The sequence below is a fragment of the Rhizobium deserti genome (genome assembly GCF_004358025.1).
Taxonomy (GTDB): Bacteria; Pseudomonadota; Alphaproteobacteria; order Rhizobiales; family Rhizobiaceae; genus Neorhizobium; species Neorhizobium deserti.
Map to the genome: position 1 here is coordinate 291944 of NZ_SMTL01000002.1, position 20664 is coordinate 312607.

A 20664-nucleotide genomic window follows, 5' to 3' on the forward strand; every position below is an offset into this window, starting at 1 on the left:
GCGCCTGTTGCTCAACGATGATCTTCACCGCTCCGCCTCTGCAGGCGATCTCGATCGCCGCGACCTTCAAGCGCGTCGCAACCGCATGCTTGGCCGTGTGGTTGCCTGTACCGGTGCCCATGCCACGATTGCGGCTGTTGCCGACCATGGCGACACGGATCTGACCGAACTCTGGTCGGTTGGCCGCCTTATCTCCATCAGCGTGGACAACAATCGCGTAGTAGCGCTCGCTTATTCCATGCAAACGGGCGCGCATGACTGGCGTGAAGGCGAGGACAACAGTTTCCACATCGAGGTCGAGCTTCTGGGCGAAGTCCGCGTCGGGCACGACGGACGCGAGGAATTCACCAGCGGTATCACCCGCTATCCGTATCTCGGCGCGATCGCCCACCGTATCCGCTCCGCCGACCTGCTTCGCATCTACGATGCCGGCAAGAACGAGACCTGCGTCATCGGCAAGCTCAGTCAGGACGAGACGATCGACGCTGCCATCCATATCCCGTCCATGCTGTCCAAGCACTTCGCCATCGTCGGCTCGACGGGGGTCGGCAAATCAACGGCCGTGTCGCTTCTTCTGCACAAGGCTATCGAGGCCGATCCCAAGCTGCGCGTCCTCATCCTCGATCCGCACAATGAATTTGCCGCAGCCTTCCCCGAACATGCGGTTGTCATCGACACCGATACGCTTGACCTGCCCTTCTGGCTGATGCGCCTTGAAGAATTTTCCGAAGTCGTCTTTCGGGGCCGGCCGCCGATCGCGGAAGAACTGGATATCCTGCGCGACCTCATTCCGGAAGCCAAGCGCGCCTTCAGGGGCAACGAAACAGGCCTCATGCGCCGCACCACGGAAAAAAGCTCCGTCACGGCCGATACGCCGGTTCCCTATAGAATGGCCGATCTCCTGGCCTTAATCGACGAGCGCCTCGGCCGGCTTGAAGGCCGCAGCGAAAAGCCTTTCCTGCGTTCGTTGAAGATGCGCGTCATGTCGGCCATCAATGATCCCCGCTATCATTTCATGTTCTCCAACAACACGATCAACGACACCATCATGGAGACGATCGCCCATATCTTCCGTATTCCTGGCGATGACAGGCCAATCTCGACTTTCCAGCTTGCAGGCATTCCCTCGGAAGTGGTCAATTCCGTCGCGTCCATCCTTTGCCGCATGGCGTTTGAACTGGCGTTGTGGAGCAATGGCGCCATCCATATGCTGGTCGTCTGCGAAGAAGCGCACCGTTATGTTCCCGCGGACCGTGAAGTCGGCTTCTACCCTACGGTCCAGGCGATCTCCCGCATTGCCAAGGAAGGCCGCAAATACGGTGTGTCGCTCGGCGTCATCACCCAGCGCCCGGGCGAGCTGGACCAGACAATCCTGTCCCAGTGCTCGACCGTCTTTGCCATGCGTTTGTCCAATGATCGCGACCAAGAGATCATCAAATCGGCTATCCCCAATTCCTCGATTTCGACAACCAGCTTCATCTCCTCGATCGGCAATGGTGAAGCGATCGCTTTCGGCGAGGCGATATCGGTGCCGATGCGGATGAAGTTTGCGCGCGTCGACGAGAAATATTTGCCAAAAGCGAACGGCGTTATTGCGAAAAGCTCTGAGGAAACCCCTGATACGGTCGACCTTCGCACCGTCATTGCCCGGATGCGCTCGGTCAATGGACCGGATATTTCCGGCTTCCAGCAGAGTTACGGCGCAGCCATGACAACGCCTTCTCTTGATCCGTCGGAACCTGCTTGCAATGTGCCCGATGAGTTTCCGCCCGCCGGTGCCGCGGAAATCGAACGCTGGAACGGCGAAACCCGGGCTGCCGCGCCTTCCTTAGCCAAGCCGGCTTATCAGGCGGCTCCGCAGTCGCAGCCGGAGCCTTATCACCCCGACATGCTGCCAGGTGCACGTCCAGCGGATCCGCCGCAACCCGATCGTTTTGCCGAATTCCGCCGCGACCGGCCGGGCAGCCCCGCCCCGTCCTTAGCGACATCCGAACTCGCGGCCCGTCCCAATCCGTTTTTGCGCCGCGAAGGCTCGCTGCGAGAAAGCCTTCTGAAGAAGCCGCTCAGCAGCATCTACGACAAGGATTAACGAGCGTCAGACCTCTGTTACGGCAGAAAATTCGCCGCGCTCCCAGCTGTCGTCCATCTGGTTGCGAAACCACGTCATTTGCCGTTTGGCATATTGCCGGGTCAGAGCTGATCCGCGTTCGATGACTTCTGCCTGGCTCATGCTCCCTGCGAGCATGGCGGCAATCTCGCGCACGCCGATCGCCTTCATGACCGGAAGCTCCGGTGCCGGCTGGAGGCAAAGAAGGTTTTCGACCTCCTCCACCGCACCATGCGCCAACATATCGGCAAACCGCCGATCGATCCTGCTGCTCAGCACCTGACGGTCGGGGAGCACGATCAATTTGCGTGCCCGGGAAGGGTCGATAACGACAGGACCGCGGCGGCCCTGGAACTCGGTGATCGAGCGACCCGTTTGCTCCAGCATTTCAAGCGCCCGGACAATCCTTTGCCCATCCTTCGGCTCAAGTGACTGAGCAACGCCGGTGTCACGCCGTGTCAGCTCGGCATACAATGCCTCCGGTCCCTCTTCCTTCAGGCGTAGCCGTACCAGGCAGCGGATTTCCTGGGAAACTTCCGGCATGTCGGATAGACCGCCAGTCAGCGCCTTGAAATAAAGCCCCGTTCCACCGACGAAGACGGGGCGCTTACCGTCCGCCTTCAACGGTTCAAGAATAGCAACTACGTCGCGCAGCCATTCTCCTGTCGAATAGGCCCGGGTGGCGGCAACATGGCCGTAAAGCAGATGTGGCACATCCTGCATGTCCTGTTCAAAAGGGCGTGCGGTCAGCACATGCAGCGTGTCATAAACTTGCATGCTGTCGGCGTTGATGACAACGCCGCCGATCTCCCGGGCCAGACGCACGGCAAGCGCCGACTTGCCGCTGGCGGTCGGGCCGGTTATCAGGATCGCATCCAGATCGTCCATAAGGCTGTTCATATGGCTTCCGTTGCCACGCTTATTGCCCATCCGTCAAATCCTGTTCTAGATCCCAGCCTTGGCGAACAGGCTGCGGCGACGATCGAGGCATCGGGGCTCTACTGGCTCGCGGACGGGATCGCCTGCGACCTTGCCCTTCGCGATGGCACGGATCTCGGCGCGGCCGAGGCACGGCTGCGGGATCTGCTCGGCGATCTGCCGGTCGACCTCGTGCTTCAGGAGGCCGAAACGCGCCGCAAGAAAATCCTCATCGCCGACATGGATTCCACCATGATCGGCCAGGAGTGCATCGATGAACTGGCAGACGTCGTTGGGCTTAAGGATCAGGTCTCTGCCATTACCGCGCGTGCCATGAACGGCGAGATCGCTTTCGAGCCGGCTTTGCGCGAACGCGTCGCGCTTCTGAAAGGGTTGCCGATCACCGTGGTCGACGATGTCATTGCCAAGCGTATTACGCTGACCTCGGGCGGGCCGGAACTGATCGCCACCATGAAGGCCAAGGGCTTTTACACCGCGCTGGTATCGGGAGGCTTCACCGTGTTCACCCAACGCATCGCGGCAATGCTGGGCTTTGACGAAAACCGCGCCAATATCCTCGTCGAAAAGGACGGTGTTCTGACAGGTGAAGTGGCCGAGCCGATCCTCGGGAAGCAGGCAAAGGTGGATGCTTTGACCGAGATCGCCACAAGACTGGGGACTTCACCACAGGAGGCGATGGCGGTCGGCGACGGGGCCAACGACCTTGGCATGCTGGGCATTGCAGGATCGGGAGTCGCGCTTCATGCCAAGCCAGCCGTCGCTGCTCAGGCGAGAATGCGGATCGACCATGGCGATCTGACTGCGCTTCTGTACATTCAGGGCTATCGCAAGACGGATTTCGTGACACCATGACGGACGGGATGCCGACCGAGCGCAGGATCATCCTCGAAACTCGACGCCTGGTCATCCGCAACTGGCTGGCTTCCGACCGCGATCTCTTCCGGGAAATCAATGCGGATCCCAAAGTGATGGAATTCTTTCCGTTTCGCCGCAGCCCCGAAGAAGCCGATGCCTTTCTCGGCAGGCTCAACGGCATGATCAGCGACACTGGTCTTGGCTTCTACGCGCTTGAACTGAAGGCGACGCGCGAGCCGATCGGCTTCTGCGGCCTGTCGCTGGCCAATATGCCCTCCGTCTTCCCGGCAGAAACCGTGGAAACCGGTTGGCGGCTGGCGACGCGCTTTTGGGGGATGGGCTATGCCACCGAAGCTGCCCGCGCGCTGCTGGACTTCGGCTTCGGCGAAAAAGGCATCAAGGCGGTGGTCTCGTTCGCAGTCGCCGAAAACCAGCGCTCCACCGCCGTCATGAAGCGCCTAGGCCTTCATCGTATCCCGCATCTCGACTTCGAACATCCCCGCGTGCCCGACAGCCACCCGCATCTGAAGCACCATTTGGTTTACGCCGTCACGCAGGACGAATGGAAGCGGCAGGCCGCCCACCGCGGCCCGCCAGCCTAAAGTCTATTCGAGTGGCAGTGCCACGAAGCGCAGATTGCCGGCCTTATCCGCGACCATGAGATGGGCATTGCGACGCCCCTCGCCCTTGAGCGCCTCGACCTTTGCCACCAGGTCGGCAGGATTGTCGACGAAGTCCTGCGCCACCTCGACAACCACCTCGCCCTCCTTCAAACCCTTTCCTGCGGCAACCGAACCGGCCTCGATCTTGGTGACGACCACGCCTTCGACGCTTTCGCTGATGCCGAAGCTCTTGCGGCGCTCGTCATCGAGCACCGCAAGCGTCATTCCGAAGGCAGCCGCCGGTGCCTGGCTCTTTTCGCCGCCTTGGCCGCCCTGCGAGCCATTATCCGACGTGTCGTTGTCGGGTCCCATATCGTCGCCCTTGCCTTCCGGTAGGTTGGGCTTGTCGGCCTCGTCGTCCGCCTCGGCTTTATCCTGCAGCTGACCAAGCGTCACCTTGACCTTCTGCTCCTTGCCGTCGCGCAGGACGACCGCTTCAGCTTCCTTGCCGACCGGGCTCTCCGCGACAATCCGAGGCAGATCACGCATTTCGTTGATCGGCTGCCCGGCAAAGCTGAGGATGACATCCCCGGCCTTGATCTCGCCCTTCTTGATTGGCCCCTCGGCCACCACACCAGACACCAGAGCGCCACGCGCCCGGTCGAGACCGAGGCTGGATGCCACGTCTTCCGTCACCGGCTGGATCCGTACACCCAACCATCCGCGCCGGGTTTCGCCGAACTCGATCAGCTGATGCACGACGTTTTCCGCCAGCTCAGTGGGGACCGAAAATCCAATGCCGATTGAACCGCCCGAAGGCGAGATGATCGCCGTGTTGATGCCGATCACCTCGCCGCGCATGTTGAACAGCGGTCCGCCGGAATTACCCTTGTTGATCGCAGCATCCGTCTGGATGAAATTGTCGTATGGTCCGGCGTTGATGTTGCGGCCGCGTGCCGAAATAATGCCCAGCGACACCGATCCGCCAAGGCCGAACGGGTTGCCGATCGCCATCACCCAGTCGCCGATCCGCATCTTGCGCGAATCACCGAAGGGAACAGCCTTCAACGGCGCCTTCGGCTCCACCTTCAGCACCGAAAGATCTGTCTTCGTATCCGTCCCGACCAGCTTGGCCTTCAGCTTGGTTCCGTTCGGAAAGATCACCTCGATATCGTCCGCGCCCTCGATGACGTGATTGTTGGTGACCACGAAACCCGAGGCATCGATGACGAACCCGGAGCCGAGCGACGACACCTTCTGGTTGCGGCCCTGATTGCTCTTGTCGTCGAAGAAATCGTCGAAGAATTCCTCGAATGGAGATCCCTGCTGGATCTGCGGCTGGGGACCTGCCCCCTCGTCCTTGACGCTTTGCGATGTGGAAATGTTGACGACTGCGTCCAGCAACCCTTCCGCGAGGTCCGATATCGGCGCCGGGCCGGCTGGACCGCCGGGATTGACGGGAGCAGGCGAAGTGATGGTCGGGGCCGACGGCGGCGGCGCGGGCAACATGGCTGCCGGAGGAGCAGGAGCCGCGCCCTGCGCAGGCGCGGGCGAAGGCGCTGGCGATTGTGGCACGGGCGCCTGGGCGATCGCGTGCAGGGGAGCAGCGAGCACGGCAAGGCTTACGCCCAGCGCCAGGAGGCGCTTGCGGGACGATCGGGTCGAATGGGCCATAGGGCATCCTCGCTGTTGATTTCTTGGGGCGCTGGCCGAGCCATCACCAGCCGCCCGCACGGTGCATTCGAACCGCGGAATCGGGCGGAGTTTCGGCAACAAGCATAAGACGTAACGACCGGGCGAGAAATTACCTTTTCGTGACGCAGGCGTATGCACAGCTTTTGCCTCTTGAAAGACAAAATAAAGACGGGGCAGATCGCCTGCCCCGCCTACGCTTCGATTGTCAGTTGCCCGGTGCAGCCGGCGCTGCGGCAGCAGGCGGCGCAGCCCCGGGAGCAGGAGTAGCGGTGCCAGCCGGCGGCGCACCGTCCGACGAGTTGAAGAACCGGAAGAACTCGGAGTTCGGCGACAGGACCATGGTCGTGCCATTGTCGGCAAGCGACGCGACGTAAGCCCGCATCGAGCGGTAGAACTCGAAGAAGGCCGGATCCCGCTGGAAGGCTTCGCCGAAGATCTTGTTGCGCTCGGCGTCGCCCTGGCCGCGCATGATTTCCGAGTCCCGCTGGGCTTCGGACACCAGTTCGACCACCTGGCGGTCGGCAATCGCCCGCCGCCTCTGGCCCTGCTCGTTACCGCGTGCGCGGATCAGCTCCGCTTCCGCGAGACGCTCGGCCTTCATACGCTGGAATGTCTGCTGCGAGACTTCCTGGGTCAGGTCGGTGCGACGGATGCGCACGTCCCGGATCGACAGGCCGAGCGTTTCTGCCGCCGTATTGAGGTCGGCCCGCACTTCCTGCATCATCGACGCGCGTTCATCGGAAAGTGCCGAATCGAAGTTGCGCAGGCCGTAGACCCGGCGCAAGGCTGCGTCCAGGCGGGTGCGCAAACGCGATTCAGCCGATTCGCGATCGCCGGAGACCGTTTCGCGGAACAGCCGTGGATCGTTGATCGAATAAACCACGAAGGCGTCGACTTCATAGAAGGCACCGCCGCGAACCTGGACGCGGATATTGTCGAGGTCGAAACGCAGCGCCCGGTCTTCGATATACTGGACCCGGTCGGCATCGAGGAAGCTGAAGGGCAGCTTGAAGTAGATGCCGGGCTCGCGCTTGACGTCCTGGATCTGACCGAAACGGACGACGATCGCCTGCTCCCTTTCATTGACCACGAAAACGGATGAATAGACCAGCACGAGAATGATCGCGAGACCGATCAGGAATGCGGGGAGTCGGTTGGAGATCATCGGTTAGCTCCCTGCGGCTGAGCCGGTTGCATCCGGTTGATTTCGTTGAGCGGCAGATAAGGAACCACACCCTGTTTGTCGTCGATGATCACCTTGTTGGAGCTCTTGAAGACTGCTTCCATAGTTTCCAGGAAGATGCGCCGGCGCGTTACTTCGGGCGCGTTCGCATATTCGTTATAGATGGAAATGAAGCGCTGCGCCTCGCCGTTCGCCTCGTTGACGACGCGGTCCTTGTAGGCGGATGCTTCTTCGCGCACCTGAGCCGCCTGGCCGCGAGCCTGTCCGAGCTTCTGGTTGGCGTACTGGTTGGCTTCTTCGACGAAACGATCTTCGTCCTGTTCGGCGCGCTGCACTTCCTCGAAGGCGTCGGCAACTTCGCGAGGCGGAGCCGCGTCCTCGATCGGCACGGCATTGATGGAAATGCCCGAGCCGTATGTGTCCATCGTACCCTGAATGATGCCGCGGACCTCGGTCGAGATGTCTTCGCGATTGTCGCGGAAAATATCCTGCGCCGGACGCCGGCCAACCACTTCGCGCATGGCGCTTTCGGCCACTTGCTGCAGCGTCGAGGCTGGCGTTTCCAGCCTGAACAGATAGGCCTTCGGATCCGTCACGGTGAACAACACGGAAAACTGGACGTTGACGATGTTCTGATCGCCCGTCAGCATCCAGCCGGCATTCGAGTTCGAGCCCCGCGCTGCGCCGATATTCTGCTGCTGCTCCGTCACCTTGGTGATTTCCACGGACTCCAGAGGCCAGAAATGAAAATGTAAGCCCGGCATGGAGATTTCGTCTTTCGGTCGGCCGAAGCGCAATTCGACGCCTCTTTCGTCCGGCTGGACGGTATAGATCGACTGGAAAGCCAGAAAGGCAAGAATGACCAGGATCACCACGGCAAAGGCGCCGCCGTTGAAACCGCCGGGCATGACGCCTCTCAGGCGGTCCTGGCTGCGCCGGATAATGTCCTCGATATCAGGTGGGCCGCCATTGCCCCCGCCGCCGCGCGGGCGGTTCGGTCCTTGTCCCCACGGACCTTGATTATTGCCGCCGCCACCGCCGCCGCCCCAAGGGCCGCCGCCATTCTGATTGCTCCAGGGCATCAAAACCTCTTTGTTAGTACTTCTCCCATGCCGTGACCCTGCCTTGTACCGGCGGTCTGGCCTTTGCCGTTATAGGTATCAGAAGAGCGGCTTTCAACGCGGCCTCAATAACTTCCCGTTGTTTGGTAACGAAATATCTCAGTTTGTCGCAGTACGACGGCTGTAGACGGCGAAGCGGGTCGGATAACTGTCTTTCTCCCCCGCCGGCACGAGCAGCTCTTCCTGCTTTTCGAAGACGTCTGGGTCGATGCCAGGGAAGAAAGTATCGCCATCTGCAATGTCGGCTTCAACATGCGTGATATACAGGCGATCGGCGCTGGTGATCGCCTGGGCATAGATTTGCCCACCTCCGAGAATGGCGATTTCCGATGCCCCGGTCTCGGCAGCGATCCGCTGCGCCTTTCCGAGTGCGTCATCCAGCGAACTAGCCAAGCTCACGTCCGGAATTGCAAGATCGGCATTGCGGGTCACGACCACGTGCGGGCGGCCTGGAAGCGGCTTGCCGCCAAACGAGTCGAGGGTCTTGCGGCCGACGATCACCGGTTTTCCCAAGGTCATCGCCTTGAACCGCTTCAGGTCTGTCGACAGGCGCCAAGGCATGTCTCCATCCCGACCGATGACACTATTTCGCGATACGGCAACGAAGATCGCGACAGGTACGGTCATCAAACCGCCACCGCCGCCCGGATATGCGGATCGGCCTCATAGCCTTCAAGTGTAAAATCTTCGAACCGGAACCCGAATATGTCCTTAACCTGTGGATTGATGATCATTTTCGGCAAGGTTTTCGGCGTGCGGGAGAGCTGCAGCTTGGCCTGCTCGAAGTGATCCGAATAGATGTGGGTATCACCGAGCGTATGAACGAAGTCGCCCGGCTCGAGCCCGACCACCTGCGCCACCATCATCGTCAGCAGCGCATAGGAGGCGATATTGAAGGGCACGCCCAGGAACGTATCCCCTGACCGCTGGTACAGCTGACATGACAGCTTGCCCTGCGCCACATAGAACTGGAAAAGGCAGTGACAGGGTGGCAGCGCCATCTCGTCGACGAGCGCCGGGTTCCAGGCGGAAACGATGTGCCGCCGCGAGTTTGGATTGGTTTTCAAGCCCTCAATCAGCTGCGCGATCTGGTCCACGTGACGGCCGTCCGGTGCCGGCCAGGAGCGCCACTGATAGCCGTAGACCGGACCGAGCTCGCCGTTTTCATCAGCCCATTCATCCCAGATCGACACGCCATTTTCCTTGAGGTAGGCGATATTCGTGTCGCCCCTCAGAAACCACAGCAGTTCGTGGATGATCGACTTCAGATGCAGCTTCTTGGTGGTCAGCACCGGAAAGCCCCGCGAAAGGTCGTAGCGCATCTGGTAACCGAAGACGGACCGAGTCCCCTTGCCGGTGCGGTCGCCACGGTCGATGCCGCTGTCCATGACATGCTGGAGAAGGTCGAGATACTGCTTCATTGGGCTTGCCGCGATTCCTAGGTGATTGAACTACATAATAGCACGGATCATTCCAGCCAACCGCAGCACTCGGTTTTCCCCGCGCTTTCGCAACCGGGACCTTCCCCTCAATCCGGCACGTGATCGCGCCAGTTATGCTTCTCGGTGAAACCGAGGACCTCACGGATCTTGCGGTTGCTGATCGGCGCTTCGAATTCGGCCAGATCGGCGGTAATCTGCGTGCCGGGTGCCCAGCGCTCCAGGAAAGCCCGGGTCGGCTCCCGCGCCGTAATCGTGTCATTGACCGCATTGAAGATCTGGAAGCCAAGCCCGTCCGTTTCGACGCAGCGATGAACGATCTGGCCCAGATCACGGGCGTCAATATAGCTCCAGGCATTGCGCTTGCGAGACGGCGGATCCGCCAGAAAGGTCGGGAACATGCGGTAATCTTCGGGCGAGATGACATTGCCGATCCGCAAGGCGTAGATATCGGCGCCAAAGCGCATGGAAAAGGCGCGCGCCGTCTTCTCGTTGACGACTTTCGACAGGCCGTAGCTGTCCATCGGGTCGACGTCATACTCCTCCGTCAGCGGAAAGCTGTGATAGTCCTTGTCGCCCTCGGCAAAGCAGACGCCATAGGTCGTCTCGCTGGACGCGATGATCACCTTGGCGATGCCGAGCTTCATCGCCGCCTCGATGACATTGTAGGTGGAGACGACATTGGCCTGGAACGTCGAATTGTCAGGGCGCATCAGGATGCGCGGCACGGCGGCGAAATGCACGACCGCATCAACGGGCGCCGGGCCTTCACCACTTTCGAGGCCTTGGAAATCGAAATGCATGGAAAGCGCGTTGAACGTCTCGCCGCTGTCCCTGAGGTCGGTAATCAAGGTGTTGACGCCGGGGCAATCGAGCGGCACCAGGTCCAGGTTGAAGACCTGATGCCCTTGTTCGACGAGATAGGGCACTACATGCCGTCCTGCCTTGCCGCTGCCGCCGGTGAATACGATCCGCTTGCCCAATTCTGCCTCTCTAGCTCGTGTCATAGCCGCGGGCTCGTGCCTCTGGCTGCTGTAGCTTAGATAGCGGCACCAGGCCGCTTCGCCAGAGACTTGCTCAAGGAATAAAATTTCCGCCCCTTTTCATCAGAAGGCAAAGCGCCTATATCAGCCTTGCCGGACATCTGTCCGGCTATGGCGATAAATGGTCGGTGTAATAAGCCTATTGGACCCGGGGGCGGTACCCGGCGCCTCCACCAAAAACCGGTTGGTCTTCGGACCGGCTTTTGATGGGGGCGAAATAGGATCGACAAGGGTGTAAAGATCGTACTTTTGCTCGGCATGATACCGCCGTTATCGGGTCAAAAAGTGTAGTTGCAAACGACAACAACGCTAAGGGTTATGCTCTCGCTGCCTAATGGCGGTGCGGGAAATCCGAACTAAGTCCTTAGGGTTAGCCCCTTAAGGCGGGGTCCGAAGGCACCTGGCAACAGAAGCCTTCACCTTCGTCTTCCAGTCGAATACTATAAGCCTGACTCGATCCCGAAGCGGGCTTCACCGCTGGGGACGCAGATGGCATAAACCGTCTCTTTTAGACGAAGATTGGAAAGACAGGACCGCATGGGGCAGGATCACATCCGTTACGATATTCTGGCGCAGGACGCCCTTCGTGGTGTTATCCGCAAGGTTTTGTCCGAAGTTGCGGCGACCGGCCGGCTGCCGGGGGATCACCATTTCTTCATCACCTTCCTGACCGGCGCACCGGGCGTGCGGATCTCGCAGCATCTGAAGTCCAAATATCCCGAACAGATGACGATCGTCGTCCAGCACCAGTTCTGGGACCTCAAGGTCAACGAAACCCAGTTCGAAATCGGCCTTTCCTTTTCCGACACTCCGGAACGCCTGGTCGTTCCCTTCAACACCATTCGCGGCTTCTACGATCCATCGGTGAACTTCGAGCTGGAATTCGAAGTTCCGCTTTCCGAGGAAGAAGATGCCGGGGCGGAAATCACCGCGATCCCGATCGAAAGCGTTGCCAAGCCTGCTGAGTCCCAGGCCGACAACGGCGAGGAAAAGAAGCCGGCATCCGTCGTCTCCTTGGACTCGTTCCGCAAGAAGCAGTAGCTGGAATTCGTCGATGAGCGCCGACATCGTCAACCTTCGCCAGTTTCGCAAAGGCCGGCTGCGCTCGGACAAGGAAAAGCAGGCGGAGCAGAACCGCCTGTTGCATGGACGGACCAAGGCAGAAAAGTCGCTGACCGAGGCTCTGAACGAGAAGGCGGAGAAAACGCTGGATCAAGGGCGGCTCGAAAAGCCGTTTCGGGACAAGGACTAACAGCATTAAGGCTTCGTTAGCTGCTCTCATGGCAACGGCTTGACGGAGCGCGGGCGACCCCCTCAATTGCGCTCCATCAATCACCATGAGGGTGACGGGGCTAAGCTTGATCCGCAAACATTCTGCGACCTTACATGGTCATCGCACCAGTTTTTCACTTGAAGACGAGTTCTGGCTGGAACTCAAGGCCATTGCAGCCGCACGCCGCATGAGCCTTGCCAGTCTGATCGCCGAGATCGACGATGCAAGAACCGCCGGCAATAATCTGTCTTCGGCGCTGCGGCTCTACGTACTCGCATGGCTCAAATCCGGCGGTAGCGGCTCCCAACCCAAGACTTCCGGCAAATCCTGATCGGGCGTCTCCTTCGTTCTGATCGAGACGGCGTGAATTGAAGCACGCGCAGCGGCATGACCACTGCAGTCGAATTACTGCACGCCGGGGAGATTTGATCCGGATGAGCCGCCACTTGCGGCCGGCGGCATGCCGAGATCCGGTGCCCGGAAGATGTCCTGGCTCGGGGAAATGACAAAGGGCGGTGGATTGTTCTGGCGCTGCCGCTCATCTTCCCGGGCGCGGGCAGCGGACGCCTCGCGACGTGCCCGCTCCTCCGCCTCGGCCCTTTCCCGAGCCGCCTGCCGCTCGCCGGCGCGAAAATTAAAAAGCGCCACCTCGCGTCTAAGACGCTGCTTTTCAAGCACGCTCGCCTGCAAGGTTTCTACCCGGCGCCGTTCCTGCTCGAAGGCACGCTGCGACAGGAAGTTGCTAATCGCGGACACGTCGACGCTCTCCTGGGGCTGGCTGAGGTGCCCGGAATAGGTCAGACGAACGGTGGGGTCGCCGCCGGCAATCGCCTCGTCGCCGGCATCATAGGTCAAGGCCAACGATGCGCCGATACTATCATCAAGGAGATCGAAGCGCCCTTGTCCGGAAAGCCTGGTCGACCCGGCGGCACCGGCGACATTCTGGAGCCTCGCCTCGCCGGCAGCGATGGTGAAGGGAACCACCAGAACGCCCATATCGGTCCGGCCATCATGCACGAGCGGCGCCACCAGCGGGCGCACTTTGTCTTCGGTGACCTCTCCCTGCAGCTTGTCGGCGGCAGCCATCAGCGGCACCAAAGCCTGAGAATTGATATTGTTGATCTTCAGGTTGGAAAGCCGCAATTCTCCCGAACCGCTTGCCGCATGCAGAAGATCGAACAGGCTCTTTCCGGTCGATTCTGTCGACACAGTTGCGCTCATCTTCCCTGTGGCAACGGGCTTGCCATCACGCAACCAGACAATCGGTGCCAGATCCGCATCACTGGCCGTCACACGCGCCTGCAAAATGCCTGTTCCCTCGCCGTTCGACAGCATCAGCCGACCGGAAACCTTGCCCCCCATCCAATTACCGGAAGCGTTGTCGATCGTTATGCCGCCACCTCGATAGGTCATCTTGCCGGAAAGGTCGGCGATCTGGCCAAATGAGCCGGCATCGAGCGACCGCGCCCTGAGGTCCAGGGCGAGATCGGCCGCACCGAAGATCGGCAGCGCCAAGGGCTTCCTGGAAAATACACCCGTTGAAGGATCCGAAAGCGGCCCGAACACAGCCTCGCCGAGCCAGGCCAGATCAACGGCATCGAGTTGCAGAGAACCCGTCGCAGGAAAGCCAGGCGCCATACGATCGACCGATATGTTGCCATCAAAGGCATTGCCAGCCGCTTTGCCCGCCAACCCGCTTAGGTCAAAGCGGTCCGCAGAAAGAGCGATGCCGGCATCGAGCGCAACAGGCAGACCGCTACTGAATTGCGGCATGCCGATGCCGCTCAGCAGCAGATAGGGTTCCAGATCAGCACTCTGCAGCGACAGATGCCCCTTGCCTTCGCCGAAAGCTTGAGCGTCGAGGTTTAGTGCGCCCTTCGCAGTCATCACCGTCTTCGGCGTCTTGAAGACAAGCTCGGTGGCTGCAGGGCCCTGCGGACCCTGTTTCACGTCGAGATCAAGCCTTGCTGGGCCATCGCCGTCGAAAGGGAGGGGATCGAGGCCGGCCTGACCAAGAAGCACCCTCGCCTCCTCGTTTTCCAGCGAAGCGTTCAGTGTCATGTCGTTGCCGCCGGTCAGGTCGAAAATGCCCGGGAGGCTCAGATCCGTACTGATCGTGCTGCCGTTCGCCGTTCCCTTGAGCTTGACCTCTGCGCCGCCAACATCGCCGCCTACCAGAACCTCCGCATTGAGATCGGCATTGGCATACCAGCCGCCGTTGCGGGCGAGGCGTTCCACAACCGGATGCTGCGGCAGACGATCCGTCAGCATCTTGAGGAATGCACTTGGATCACCAGCTCTGAAGGACACGTTGCCGGAGCCGGCATAAGACAGGAGCGACCCTTCAACTCGACCTTTCGCGGCAATCGTCGCACCCTCGATATTGCCGATATTCAACCTTTCAAGTGAAAGAGCACCTTCCGCCATGGTGAAGGCGGTATCGACATTGGTTGCAGCCACTCCAAGCGCCGTGAACCGGTCGGCCTTGAGGCTTGCCGCAACTCGGTGGTCGAGAACATCCTGACCGGCATCGTCGCCTGTCACCAGCGAGGCGAGCGCCCGCATCGCATCGATGTCGATCTCATTGCCCGCCAGCGTCAGCGACAGGTTGGGCATCTGGTTCTGCGGAGACTGGCGCTCTACCCTGCCTTTCAGAACCGCCGGCCCGATGGAGAGCTCCAGTCCCTCGAAGCGCTGCAGTTCCGGCGTCAGGCTTACCTTTGCTGAAAAACCGGCGGAGCGGAGCTGGCGAATCTGCGGGTCCACCCGTCCGGAAAGCCAGTCAGAAAGGCCAGAAGGCTGATTGGACGCGACCAGCATGTCGCCGATGAAGGAGACACGGTCGCGCAGGTTCAAAGCGCCCTTTGCTTCCAGCTGGGTGCGTCCCGGCAGCGTCACCACGACATTGTCGACCGTCCAGCCGCGGCCGGCGGGTCGCACATCAAGGCGGATATCGCGGATGGTGGTATCGTTGATGACGATAGCCGGGAGTTTCAAGCTCGCGCGTCCCGGCACTTGGGGAATGGGGATGGAAGCCGCCATGCTGAGGAAGGCGTTGATGCGCCGTTGCGCCGATGCTGCCGGGTCGCGGCCGGTCTTGGCCTGAGGGCCGTCGCTCAGCCGGTTGACGTCGATCTGCTGCCCATCGGCCGTCAGAAGGAATTCCGGTTTGGTGCCGGTGTCGAGGGTCGCCTCCCCTGTCACCACATAAGGGTTGTCTGTCGGGCCGACTTCCACCCGATATTGCGGGATACGGATCCGTTCATTGGTAAGCTCGAATTCGCCTTTGGCGCGGGGTCCGGGCGGGGGCGGCGTGACCGGCTCCGACTCGTCCTCGTCTTCCAGGAAATCGAGATTAAAGGTGCCGCTATAGGCAGGCCGATTATCCGCCGTCGTCAGCTCGCCATCGAAGTCAACAACAACCGGCTGCGCATCGGGCCATAGCCGCAGGCGCAGCGGCACGCGCCGCGCCGCCACATCCGCCTCGCCGCTGGTCAGGCTGAACTTCGCTTCCTGGCTGTCAAGGATCGCATTGCCCTCTCCGCGCCAGGGGCCACGTAGAGAATCCGCGGACATATCAGCAGACAGGCTGGTGATCCGGCGGATCTGGCCGCTCTGTTCGTCGATGAGATCGATCGTGCCACCCGTGACATGCACGTCCTCGATAACCACGGCATCCGAGGCAATTGCGGCGCGACTGCCGCGCATCCATTCCAGGGTGCCGTCCTTGAGGATGCGGATGCGTGCTTTCGGCTCCTCGATGCGCATGTCGAAGATGCGCGCCTCCCCTGAGAGGAACGGTGCCAGTTCCATGTCCATCGAAAAACGCGCAACCTGCATAAGGGGCTGCCCATCGACATCCTGGCCAATCTGCACGTCATGCAGCGTCACCGAAGGAAATGGCAGTATCCGCGCATCTACGTCGCCATATACCGTGACCTTCTTGCCGAGCAGGCGGCTTGCTTGTTGCTCAAAGCCCTCGCGGAAGCTCGACCAGTCGACAACGAGTGGAGCAAGCAGCGCCGTAAACAGCGCAATCACAATCAGCCCGCCCAATGCCGCTATGATGCGCCCGAACAACGCCAGTCTCCCCTTGTTTTACCGAACGACTAGTCACATGCTCACGGCAGACAAGTCAACCTCGCGGGATCATTCCGCGGCCGCGAAGATCTTGCCGGGATTGAGGATTTGGTGCGGATCAAAGCTGCGCTTGATGGCCCGCATGAGGTCGACTGCCCCACCCATTTCCTCTTTCAGAAATGCCATTTTGCCCTGGCCGATGCCGTGCTCGCCGGTGCAGGTACCGTCCATGGCCAGCGCCCGGCGGCTCAAGCGCTCCGTAAATGCCTCCACCTTGGCGACAGAGGCGGGATCCTTGCCGTCGAACAGCACCAGAACATGGAAATTGCCATCGCCCGCATGGCCGACGATCGGTGCCAGCAGCCCCTCACGCTCGATATCGGCTTGCGTCTCGACAACACATTCCGCCAGCCGCGATATCGGCACGCAGACGTCAGTCGAAAGCCCGTCGAGTCCGGACGCCAGGGCGCGGCCTGCCCAGTATGCATTATGGCGAGCGTTCCAGAGTTTGGTCCGCTCCTCCGCATTGGCGGTCCAGCGGAATTCATCGCCGCCGCAATCCGCAGCTATTTCCGCAAACTGGGCAGACTGGAGCGCAACCGTTTCCTCCGTGCCGTGAAACTCGAGGAAGAGCGTCGGCTTTTCCGGATAATCGAGGCTGGAATAGGCGTTGCAGGCACGGATCTGCACATCGTCAAGCAGTTCGATGCGCGCAACCGGAATGCCCATCTGGATGGTCATGATAACTGCATTGCAGGCCGCTTCGACACTTGGAAAGGCGCAGACGCCGCCGCCGATCTTTTCCGGAATGCCCTGCAGCCGCAGGGTGATCGCCGTGATAATGCCCAGAGTGCCTTCCGAGCCGACGAAGAGGCGGGTCAGGTCGTATCCGGCCGACGATTTCTTCGCCCGGCGTGCGGTGCGGATTTCCTCGCCGTCGGCAGTGACCACCGTCAAGGACAGGACGTTGTCTTTCATCGTGCCGTAGCGGACGGCATTGGTGCCGGAAGCCCGTGTGGCAGTCATGCCGCCGATCGTGGCATTGGCGCCTGGATCGATCGGGAAGAAGAGGCCGGTGTCGCGGAGCTCTCGGTTGAGCTCTTCGCGCGTGATACCAGGCTCTACCGTAACGTCAAGATCCGCCGGACTGACGTGAAGAACCCGATTCATGCGGCTGAAATCCATGGATATTCCGCCGGAAGGAGCATTCACCTGGCCCTCCAGAGAGGAGCCGACACCAAAGGGAATGATGGGCACATGGTGGGCCGCACAAGCCGCAACCACCGCCTTCACATCTTCCGTGCTCTCGACGAAAACCACAGCGTCCGGAAGCTGGGGCGGCAGATAGGTTGTGGTGTGGGCATGCTGCTCGCGAAAGCTCTGACCTGTCTGGAAGCGTTCGCCGAAGGTCTGCTTCAGGATGCCGAGCACGGCTGCGATCCCCTCCTCATTGCGAAGGCCAGGCCTCACGTCCCGTACTGCCATAACTTATCTCCTGCATGCCAAACATCAGCTTTGGTTAGGGGAGCAACCTAGCTTTGTCCAGCCTGCAGGGTGGCCTGAAGCCGCAGGAGATTTCATGACAGTTGTCAATCCTTTTGCTTCCGTCTGCGAAGCGATCAAAAACCCTGTCACAGGGAATCGGATGCCGCGATTATCTCGTCAGCGTGCACAGAGAGATCTGCAACAAAAGCACCGAGCTGTTTTGTATCCACCGAAGCCAGCCGCTGAGTAGCCATGACATAGGACACGGCCTCGATCTCAAAGCTTGGGTTTAGACGTCCCATTGAGAGCACATTGTCGTTACAGGGTTAAAGAGGGGCAATAACACGGGTTCGCAAAGCGTTGCCCAGCAGTCGAGATTGCAGGTCAAGGAGAAGAAACGGACCGTCCTTTGACCTGAAGATCTCGAAACGAGCCATCTAGAACTGCCGGTATTTCGCCAATGGCAGCCCATGCCGGTCGATACACACGTTCTCGGCTTGGTTCGCTTCCGCGTCCTCAATTTTCCAAAGCCGCTCCTCGGCTTTCACCGCACGCGCAATGCAGTCTTCCGCAGCACGGATGACGTCGAGTTTCAGCTCCTGAGCTTCAGTCAGAAGTCACGCATCAAGCGAAAGATCGGCTGTTCTACAGTTGCTCATGCATTTCTCCTCGGCTTGCAGGAATCATAGGCCTGCGCCTCCGGATCACAAGCTTACTAGCGCTTGACTAAGCTCCCGCGCCCTGTCCGCTAAAGACCAGACTTCAGCGATCTTGCCTTTGCAAAACGGGTAGAAGACATTCTCGGGACACGTGATCTTCTTGCCGCTGGTGGTGCACCAGCCCTTTTTTATTGAGCCGTCAGATTCCGATCAGGTCTCCGAACAACCGCAGGGTAGAACCTGACAGCGCAATCGGTGCAAACAGGACGGAAAAGCAGAGACAGGGACCTAATCTGCCGGCGACCGGCCTGTGGTCGAAGCTCTCGTCGGCGACGGAAATTTCGCCTTCCTTGAACCTGCCGCGGTGGTCGTGGAACTCACCTTCGAGCACGAGCGTCAGTTCCAGACCCTGGTGACTATGATGCGGCAGCGCCCTGCCCGGCCGCGCCCATATCAGGCTCGCTTCCATGTCGGCCGAACTTTCGATGATGTATTGGCGGATTCCGGGCAACTTCCGCTTCCAGGGAATAGCCCCGAGATCCTTGCGGGTATAGGCCCGCAGCACTGCCGGAAATTCGCTTTCTTCAAGGGTCGGCTGGGCGGGATCTGTGTTTGGCGACGGAGACTGCAGGATCGCCTGAAGGCGCTGGTTGGGGTGGCTCAAACCAACAGGCTCGGTGCGGTTCAAAGCCTCACCCGCCAGATCCTGCAAGGTGCGGGCCAGCAGGCCGGAACTTGTTTGCATCTCGAGATGGGAACCAACCAGCACTTGCGCCGGTTCCGGCAGCACACCGGACACGTATTGGCCGATCAGGAAGTCCACACGTTCCAGATTCAACAACATGATTGGGAACCGGTTTCGTCAATGAGGCGCACCGCAAACTGAGGCCTCGTCCTCCGCGAAATAGCATCCCTGCCAGCAAGGCCTTTCGCGTCGCGCTTATACTTTACTGCCGCCCGCAGGTTTTGTCGATAAGCATCCAGTCGGCCGCGCCGAAGGACACCTGGCGCTGGTAGAGGCAGATTTTGCACGGCTTCCGGTTTATGCTGAAAAAGATTTCTTGCCCGCTGCGCCTTGTCCGCCGAAAAGACGCTGATTACATGTTCCCAGAACAAGAAGGCTTCCCCATGATCTCCCAGTCCTCCGTACTAGAAGTGATCGGCAATACGCCTTTGATCCGGCTGAAAGGCGCTTCCGAAGCGACCGGATGCGAGATCCTCGGCAAGGCGGAGTTCCTCAATCCGGGCCAGTCGGTCAAGGATCGGGCCGCTCTCTACATCATCCGCGACGCAGAGAAGAAGGGACTGCTGCGGCCGGGTGGTGTCATTGTTGAAGGCACAGCCGGCAATACCGGCATCGGCCTGACGCTGGTGGCAAAGGCGCTGGGTTACCGGACCGTTATCGTCATCCCGGAAACGCAGAGCCAGGAGAAGAAAGATGCCCTGCGGCTGATGGGCGCTGAACTGGTGGAAGTTCCAGCAGTCCCCTACAAGAACCCGAATAATTACGTGAAGGTATCGGGACGCCTGGCTGAGGAACTGGCCACAAGCGAGCCGGCCGGCGCAATATGGGCCAACCAGTTCGACAATGTTGCCAACCGCCAGGCGCATATCGAGGGTACCGCACGGGAAATCTGGGAGCAGACCGGCGGCAAGATCGACGGCTTCATTTGCGCCGTCGGTTCTGGCGGTACGCTTGCCGGTACCGCTGCCGGACTGAAGGAGAAGAACCCGAACATCAAGATCGGCATTGCTGATCCCGAAGGTGCAGCGCTCTACGAATTCTATGCCCATGGCGAGTTCAAATCAGAGGGCAATTCCATCACGGAAGGCATCGGCCAAGGGCGTATCACCGCCAATCTGGAAGGCTTCCAGCCGGACTTTGCTTATCGCATATCCGATGCGGAAGCCCTGCCCGTGGTCTTTGAACTGGTCGAGCATGAGGGCCTTTGCCTCGGCGGCTCATCGGGTATTAACATAGCCGGTGCCATGCGTCTTGCCGGGGAGCTTGGTCCGGGGCATACGATCGTGACGATCCTGTGCGATTACGGCAATCGCTACCAGTCCAAGCTCTTCAATCCGGATTTCCTCAAGTCGAAAGGCCTGCCGGTGCCCGCCTGGCTGACGCAGAAACGGGAAATCACCGTACCGTTCCAGACCGCCTGATCGTAATCGAGCCCGCT

At 60.3% G+C, this 20664-nt stretch carries 19 protein-coding genes and 1 other RNA gene; 8 read left to right on the top strand and 12 right to left on the bottom strand.

Annotated elements, in window-relative coordinates; genetic code table 11:
- Window positions 1-7: 7 nt before the first annotated feature.
- Complete coding sequence (locus E2F50_RS07770) at window positions 8-2089, top strand: ATP-binding protein (protein WP_133315585.1); 2082 nt, start codon at window positions 8-10, stop codon at window positions 2087-2089.
- Window positions 2090-2095: 6 nt separating this feature from the next.
- On the opposite strand, the gene miaA is transcribed toward E2F50_RS07770, so the two are convergent.
- On the bottom strand, window positions 2096-3007 hold the full coding sequence (miaA, locus tag E2F50_RS07775) for a tRNA (adenosine(37)-N6)-dimethylallyltransferase MiaA (protein WP_133315586.1): 912 nt from the start codon (window positions 3005-3007) through the stop codon (window positions 2096-2098).
- Here miaA and serB point away from each other — a divergent pair, their 5' ends adjacent.
- Both serB and E2F50_RS07785 read left to right on the top strand, forming a co-directional pair.
- On the top strand, window positions 3008-3898 hold the full coding sequence (gene serB / locus E2F50_RS07780; protein WP_133315587.1) for a phosphoserine phosphatase SerB: 891 nt from the start codon (window positions 3008-3010) through the stop codon (window positions 3896-3898).
- Window positions 3895-4503 carry a GNAT family N-acetyltransferase gene (locus tag E2F50_RS07785; RefSeq protein ID WP_245515340.1) on the top strand — a complete coding sequence of 203 codons (609 nt, stop codon included), beginning with the start codon at window positions 3895-3897 and terminating at the stop codon, window positions 4501-4503. The genes serB and E2F50_RS07785 overlap by 4 nt, the downstream gene beginning before the upstream one ends.
- Window positions 4504-4506: 3 nt before the next feature.
- Here E2F50_RS07785 and E2F50_RS07790 read toward each other — a convergent pair whose 3' ends face one another.
- From E2F50_RS07790 to E2F50_RS07815, 6 genes are all read right to left on the bottom strand, one after another.
- A complete protein-coding gene (locus E2F50_RS07790) occupies window positions 4507-6177 on the bottom strand; it encodes a Do family serine endopeptidase (protein ID WP_133315588.1) in 1671 nt (556 codons plus the stop codon).
- A 226-nt stretch (window positions 6178-6403) separates the two neighbouring features.
- Window positions 6404-7363: a protease modulator HflC gene (gene hflC / locus E2F50_RS07795; protein WP_133315589.1), complete on the bottom strand. Its 960-nt coding sequence runs from the start codon at window positions 7361-7363 to the stop codon at window positions 6404-6406.
- Window positions 7360-8463 carry an FtsH protease activity modulator HflK gene (gene hflK, locus E2F50_RS07800; protein ID WP_133315590.1) on the bottom strand — a complete coding sequence of 368 codons (1104 nt, stop codon included), beginning with the start codon at window positions 8461-8463 and terminating at the stop codon, window positions 7360-7362. The genes hflC and hflK overlap by 4 nt, the downstream gene beginning before the upstream one ends.
- A gap of 138 nt (window positions 8464-8601) precedes the next feature.
- Window positions 8602-9132, bottom strand: coding sequence for a dihydrofolate reductase (locus E2F50_RS07805; protein WP_425375370.1), 531 nt, complete (start codon window positions 9130-9132; stop codon window positions 8602-8604).
- Window positions 9129-9923 (bottom strand): thymidylate synthase, encoded by a 795-nt coding sequence (locus E2F50_RS07810; RefSeq protein WP_133315592.1) that lies wholly within the window; start codon window positions 9921-9923, stop codon window positions 9129-9131. Before E2F50_RS07810 ends, E2F50_RS07805 begins: the two co-directional genes overlap by 4 nt.
- Before the next feature lie 107 nt (window positions 9924-10030).
- Window positions 10031-10924, bottom strand: a complete 894-nt coding sequence (locus tag E2F50_RS07815) for an NAD-dependent epimerase/dehydratase family protein (RefSeq protein WP_133316375.1) — start codon at window positions 10922-10924, stop codon at window positions 10031-10033.
- 113 nt (window positions 10925-11037) lie between these two features.
- On the opposite strand from E2F50_RS07815, the gene ssrA reads away from it, so the two are divergent.
- The 4 genes from ssrA (at window position 11038) to E2F50_RS07835 (ending at window position 12588) form a co-directional block, all read left to right on the top strand.
- Window positions 11038-11405, top strand: a transfer-messenger RNA (tmRNA) gene (gene ssrA / locus E2F50_RS07820).
- Window positions 11406-11521: 116 nt separating this feature from the next.
- Complete coding sequence (locus tag E2F50_RS07825) at window positions 11522-12025, top strand: SspB family protein (RefSeq protein ID WP_133315593.1); 504 nt, start codon at window positions 11522-11524, stop codon at window positions 12023-12025.
- A 13-nt stretch (window positions 12026-12038) separates the two neighbouring features.
- Window positions 12039-12236 (top strand): DUF4169 family protein, encoded by a 198-nt coding sequence (locus E2F50_RS07830; RefSeq protein ID WP_133315594.1) that lies wholly within the window; start codon window positions 12039-12041, stop codon window positions 12234-12236.
- A 106-nt stretch (window positions 12237-12342) separates the two neighbouring features.
- Window positions 12343-12588 carry a ribbon-helix-helix domain-containing protein gene (locus E2F50_RS07835; protein ID WP_133315595.1) on the top strand — a complete coding sequence of 82 codons (246 nt, stop codon included), beginning with the start codon at window positions 12343-12345 and terminating at the stop codon, window positions 12586-12588.
- A 74-nt stretch (window positions 12589-12662) separates the two neighbouring features.
- Here E2F50_RS07835 and E2F50_RS07840 read toward each other — a convergent pair whose 3' ends face one another.
- From E2F50_RS07840 to E2F50_RS07860, 5 genes are all read right to left on the bottom strand, one after another.
- Complete coding sequence (locus E2F50_RS07840; protein ID WP_133315596.1) at window positions 12663-16337, bottom strand: AsmA family protein; 3675 nt, start codon at window positions 16335-16337, stop codon at window positions 12663-12665.
- A 69-nt stretch (window positions 16338-16406) separates the two neighbouring features.
- Window positions 16407-17822: an FAD-binding oxidoreductase gene (locus E2F50_RS07845; RefSeq protein WP_133315597.1), complete on the bottom strand. Its 1416-nt coding sequence runs from the start codon at window positions 17820-17822 to the stop codon at window positions 16407-16409.
- A 146-nt stretch (window positions 17823-17968) separates the two neighbouring features.
- On the bottom strand, window positions 17969-18124 hold the full coding sequence (locus tag E2F50_RS23370) for a CcdB family protein (RefSeq protein WP_281029186.1): 156 nt from the start codon (window positions 18122-18124) through the stop codon (window positions 17969-17971).
- 135 nt (window positions 18125-18259) lie between these two features.
- Complete coding sequence (locus E2F50_RS07855) at window positions 18260-18436, bottom strand: type II toxin-antitoxin system CcdA family antitoxin (RefSeq protein ID WP_245515376.1); 177 nt, start codon at window positions 18434-18436, stop codon at window positions 18260-18262.
- A gap of 244 nt (window positions 18437-18680) precedes the next feature.
- A complete protein-coding gene (locus E2F50_RS07860) occupies window positions 18681-19325 on the bottom strand; it encodes a cupin domain-containing protein (protein WP_133315598.1) in 645 nt (214 codons plus the stop codon).
- 284 nt (window positions 19326-19609) lie between these two features.
- Between E2F50_RS07860 and E2F50_RS07865 the strand changes: the two genes are divergently transcribed.
- Entirely contained in the window at window positions 19610-20647 is a 1038-nt protein-coding gene (locus tag E2F50_RS07865; RefSeq protein WP_133315599.1) for a cysteine synthase A, read from the top strand.
- Window positions 20648-20664: the final 17 nt, after the last annotated feature.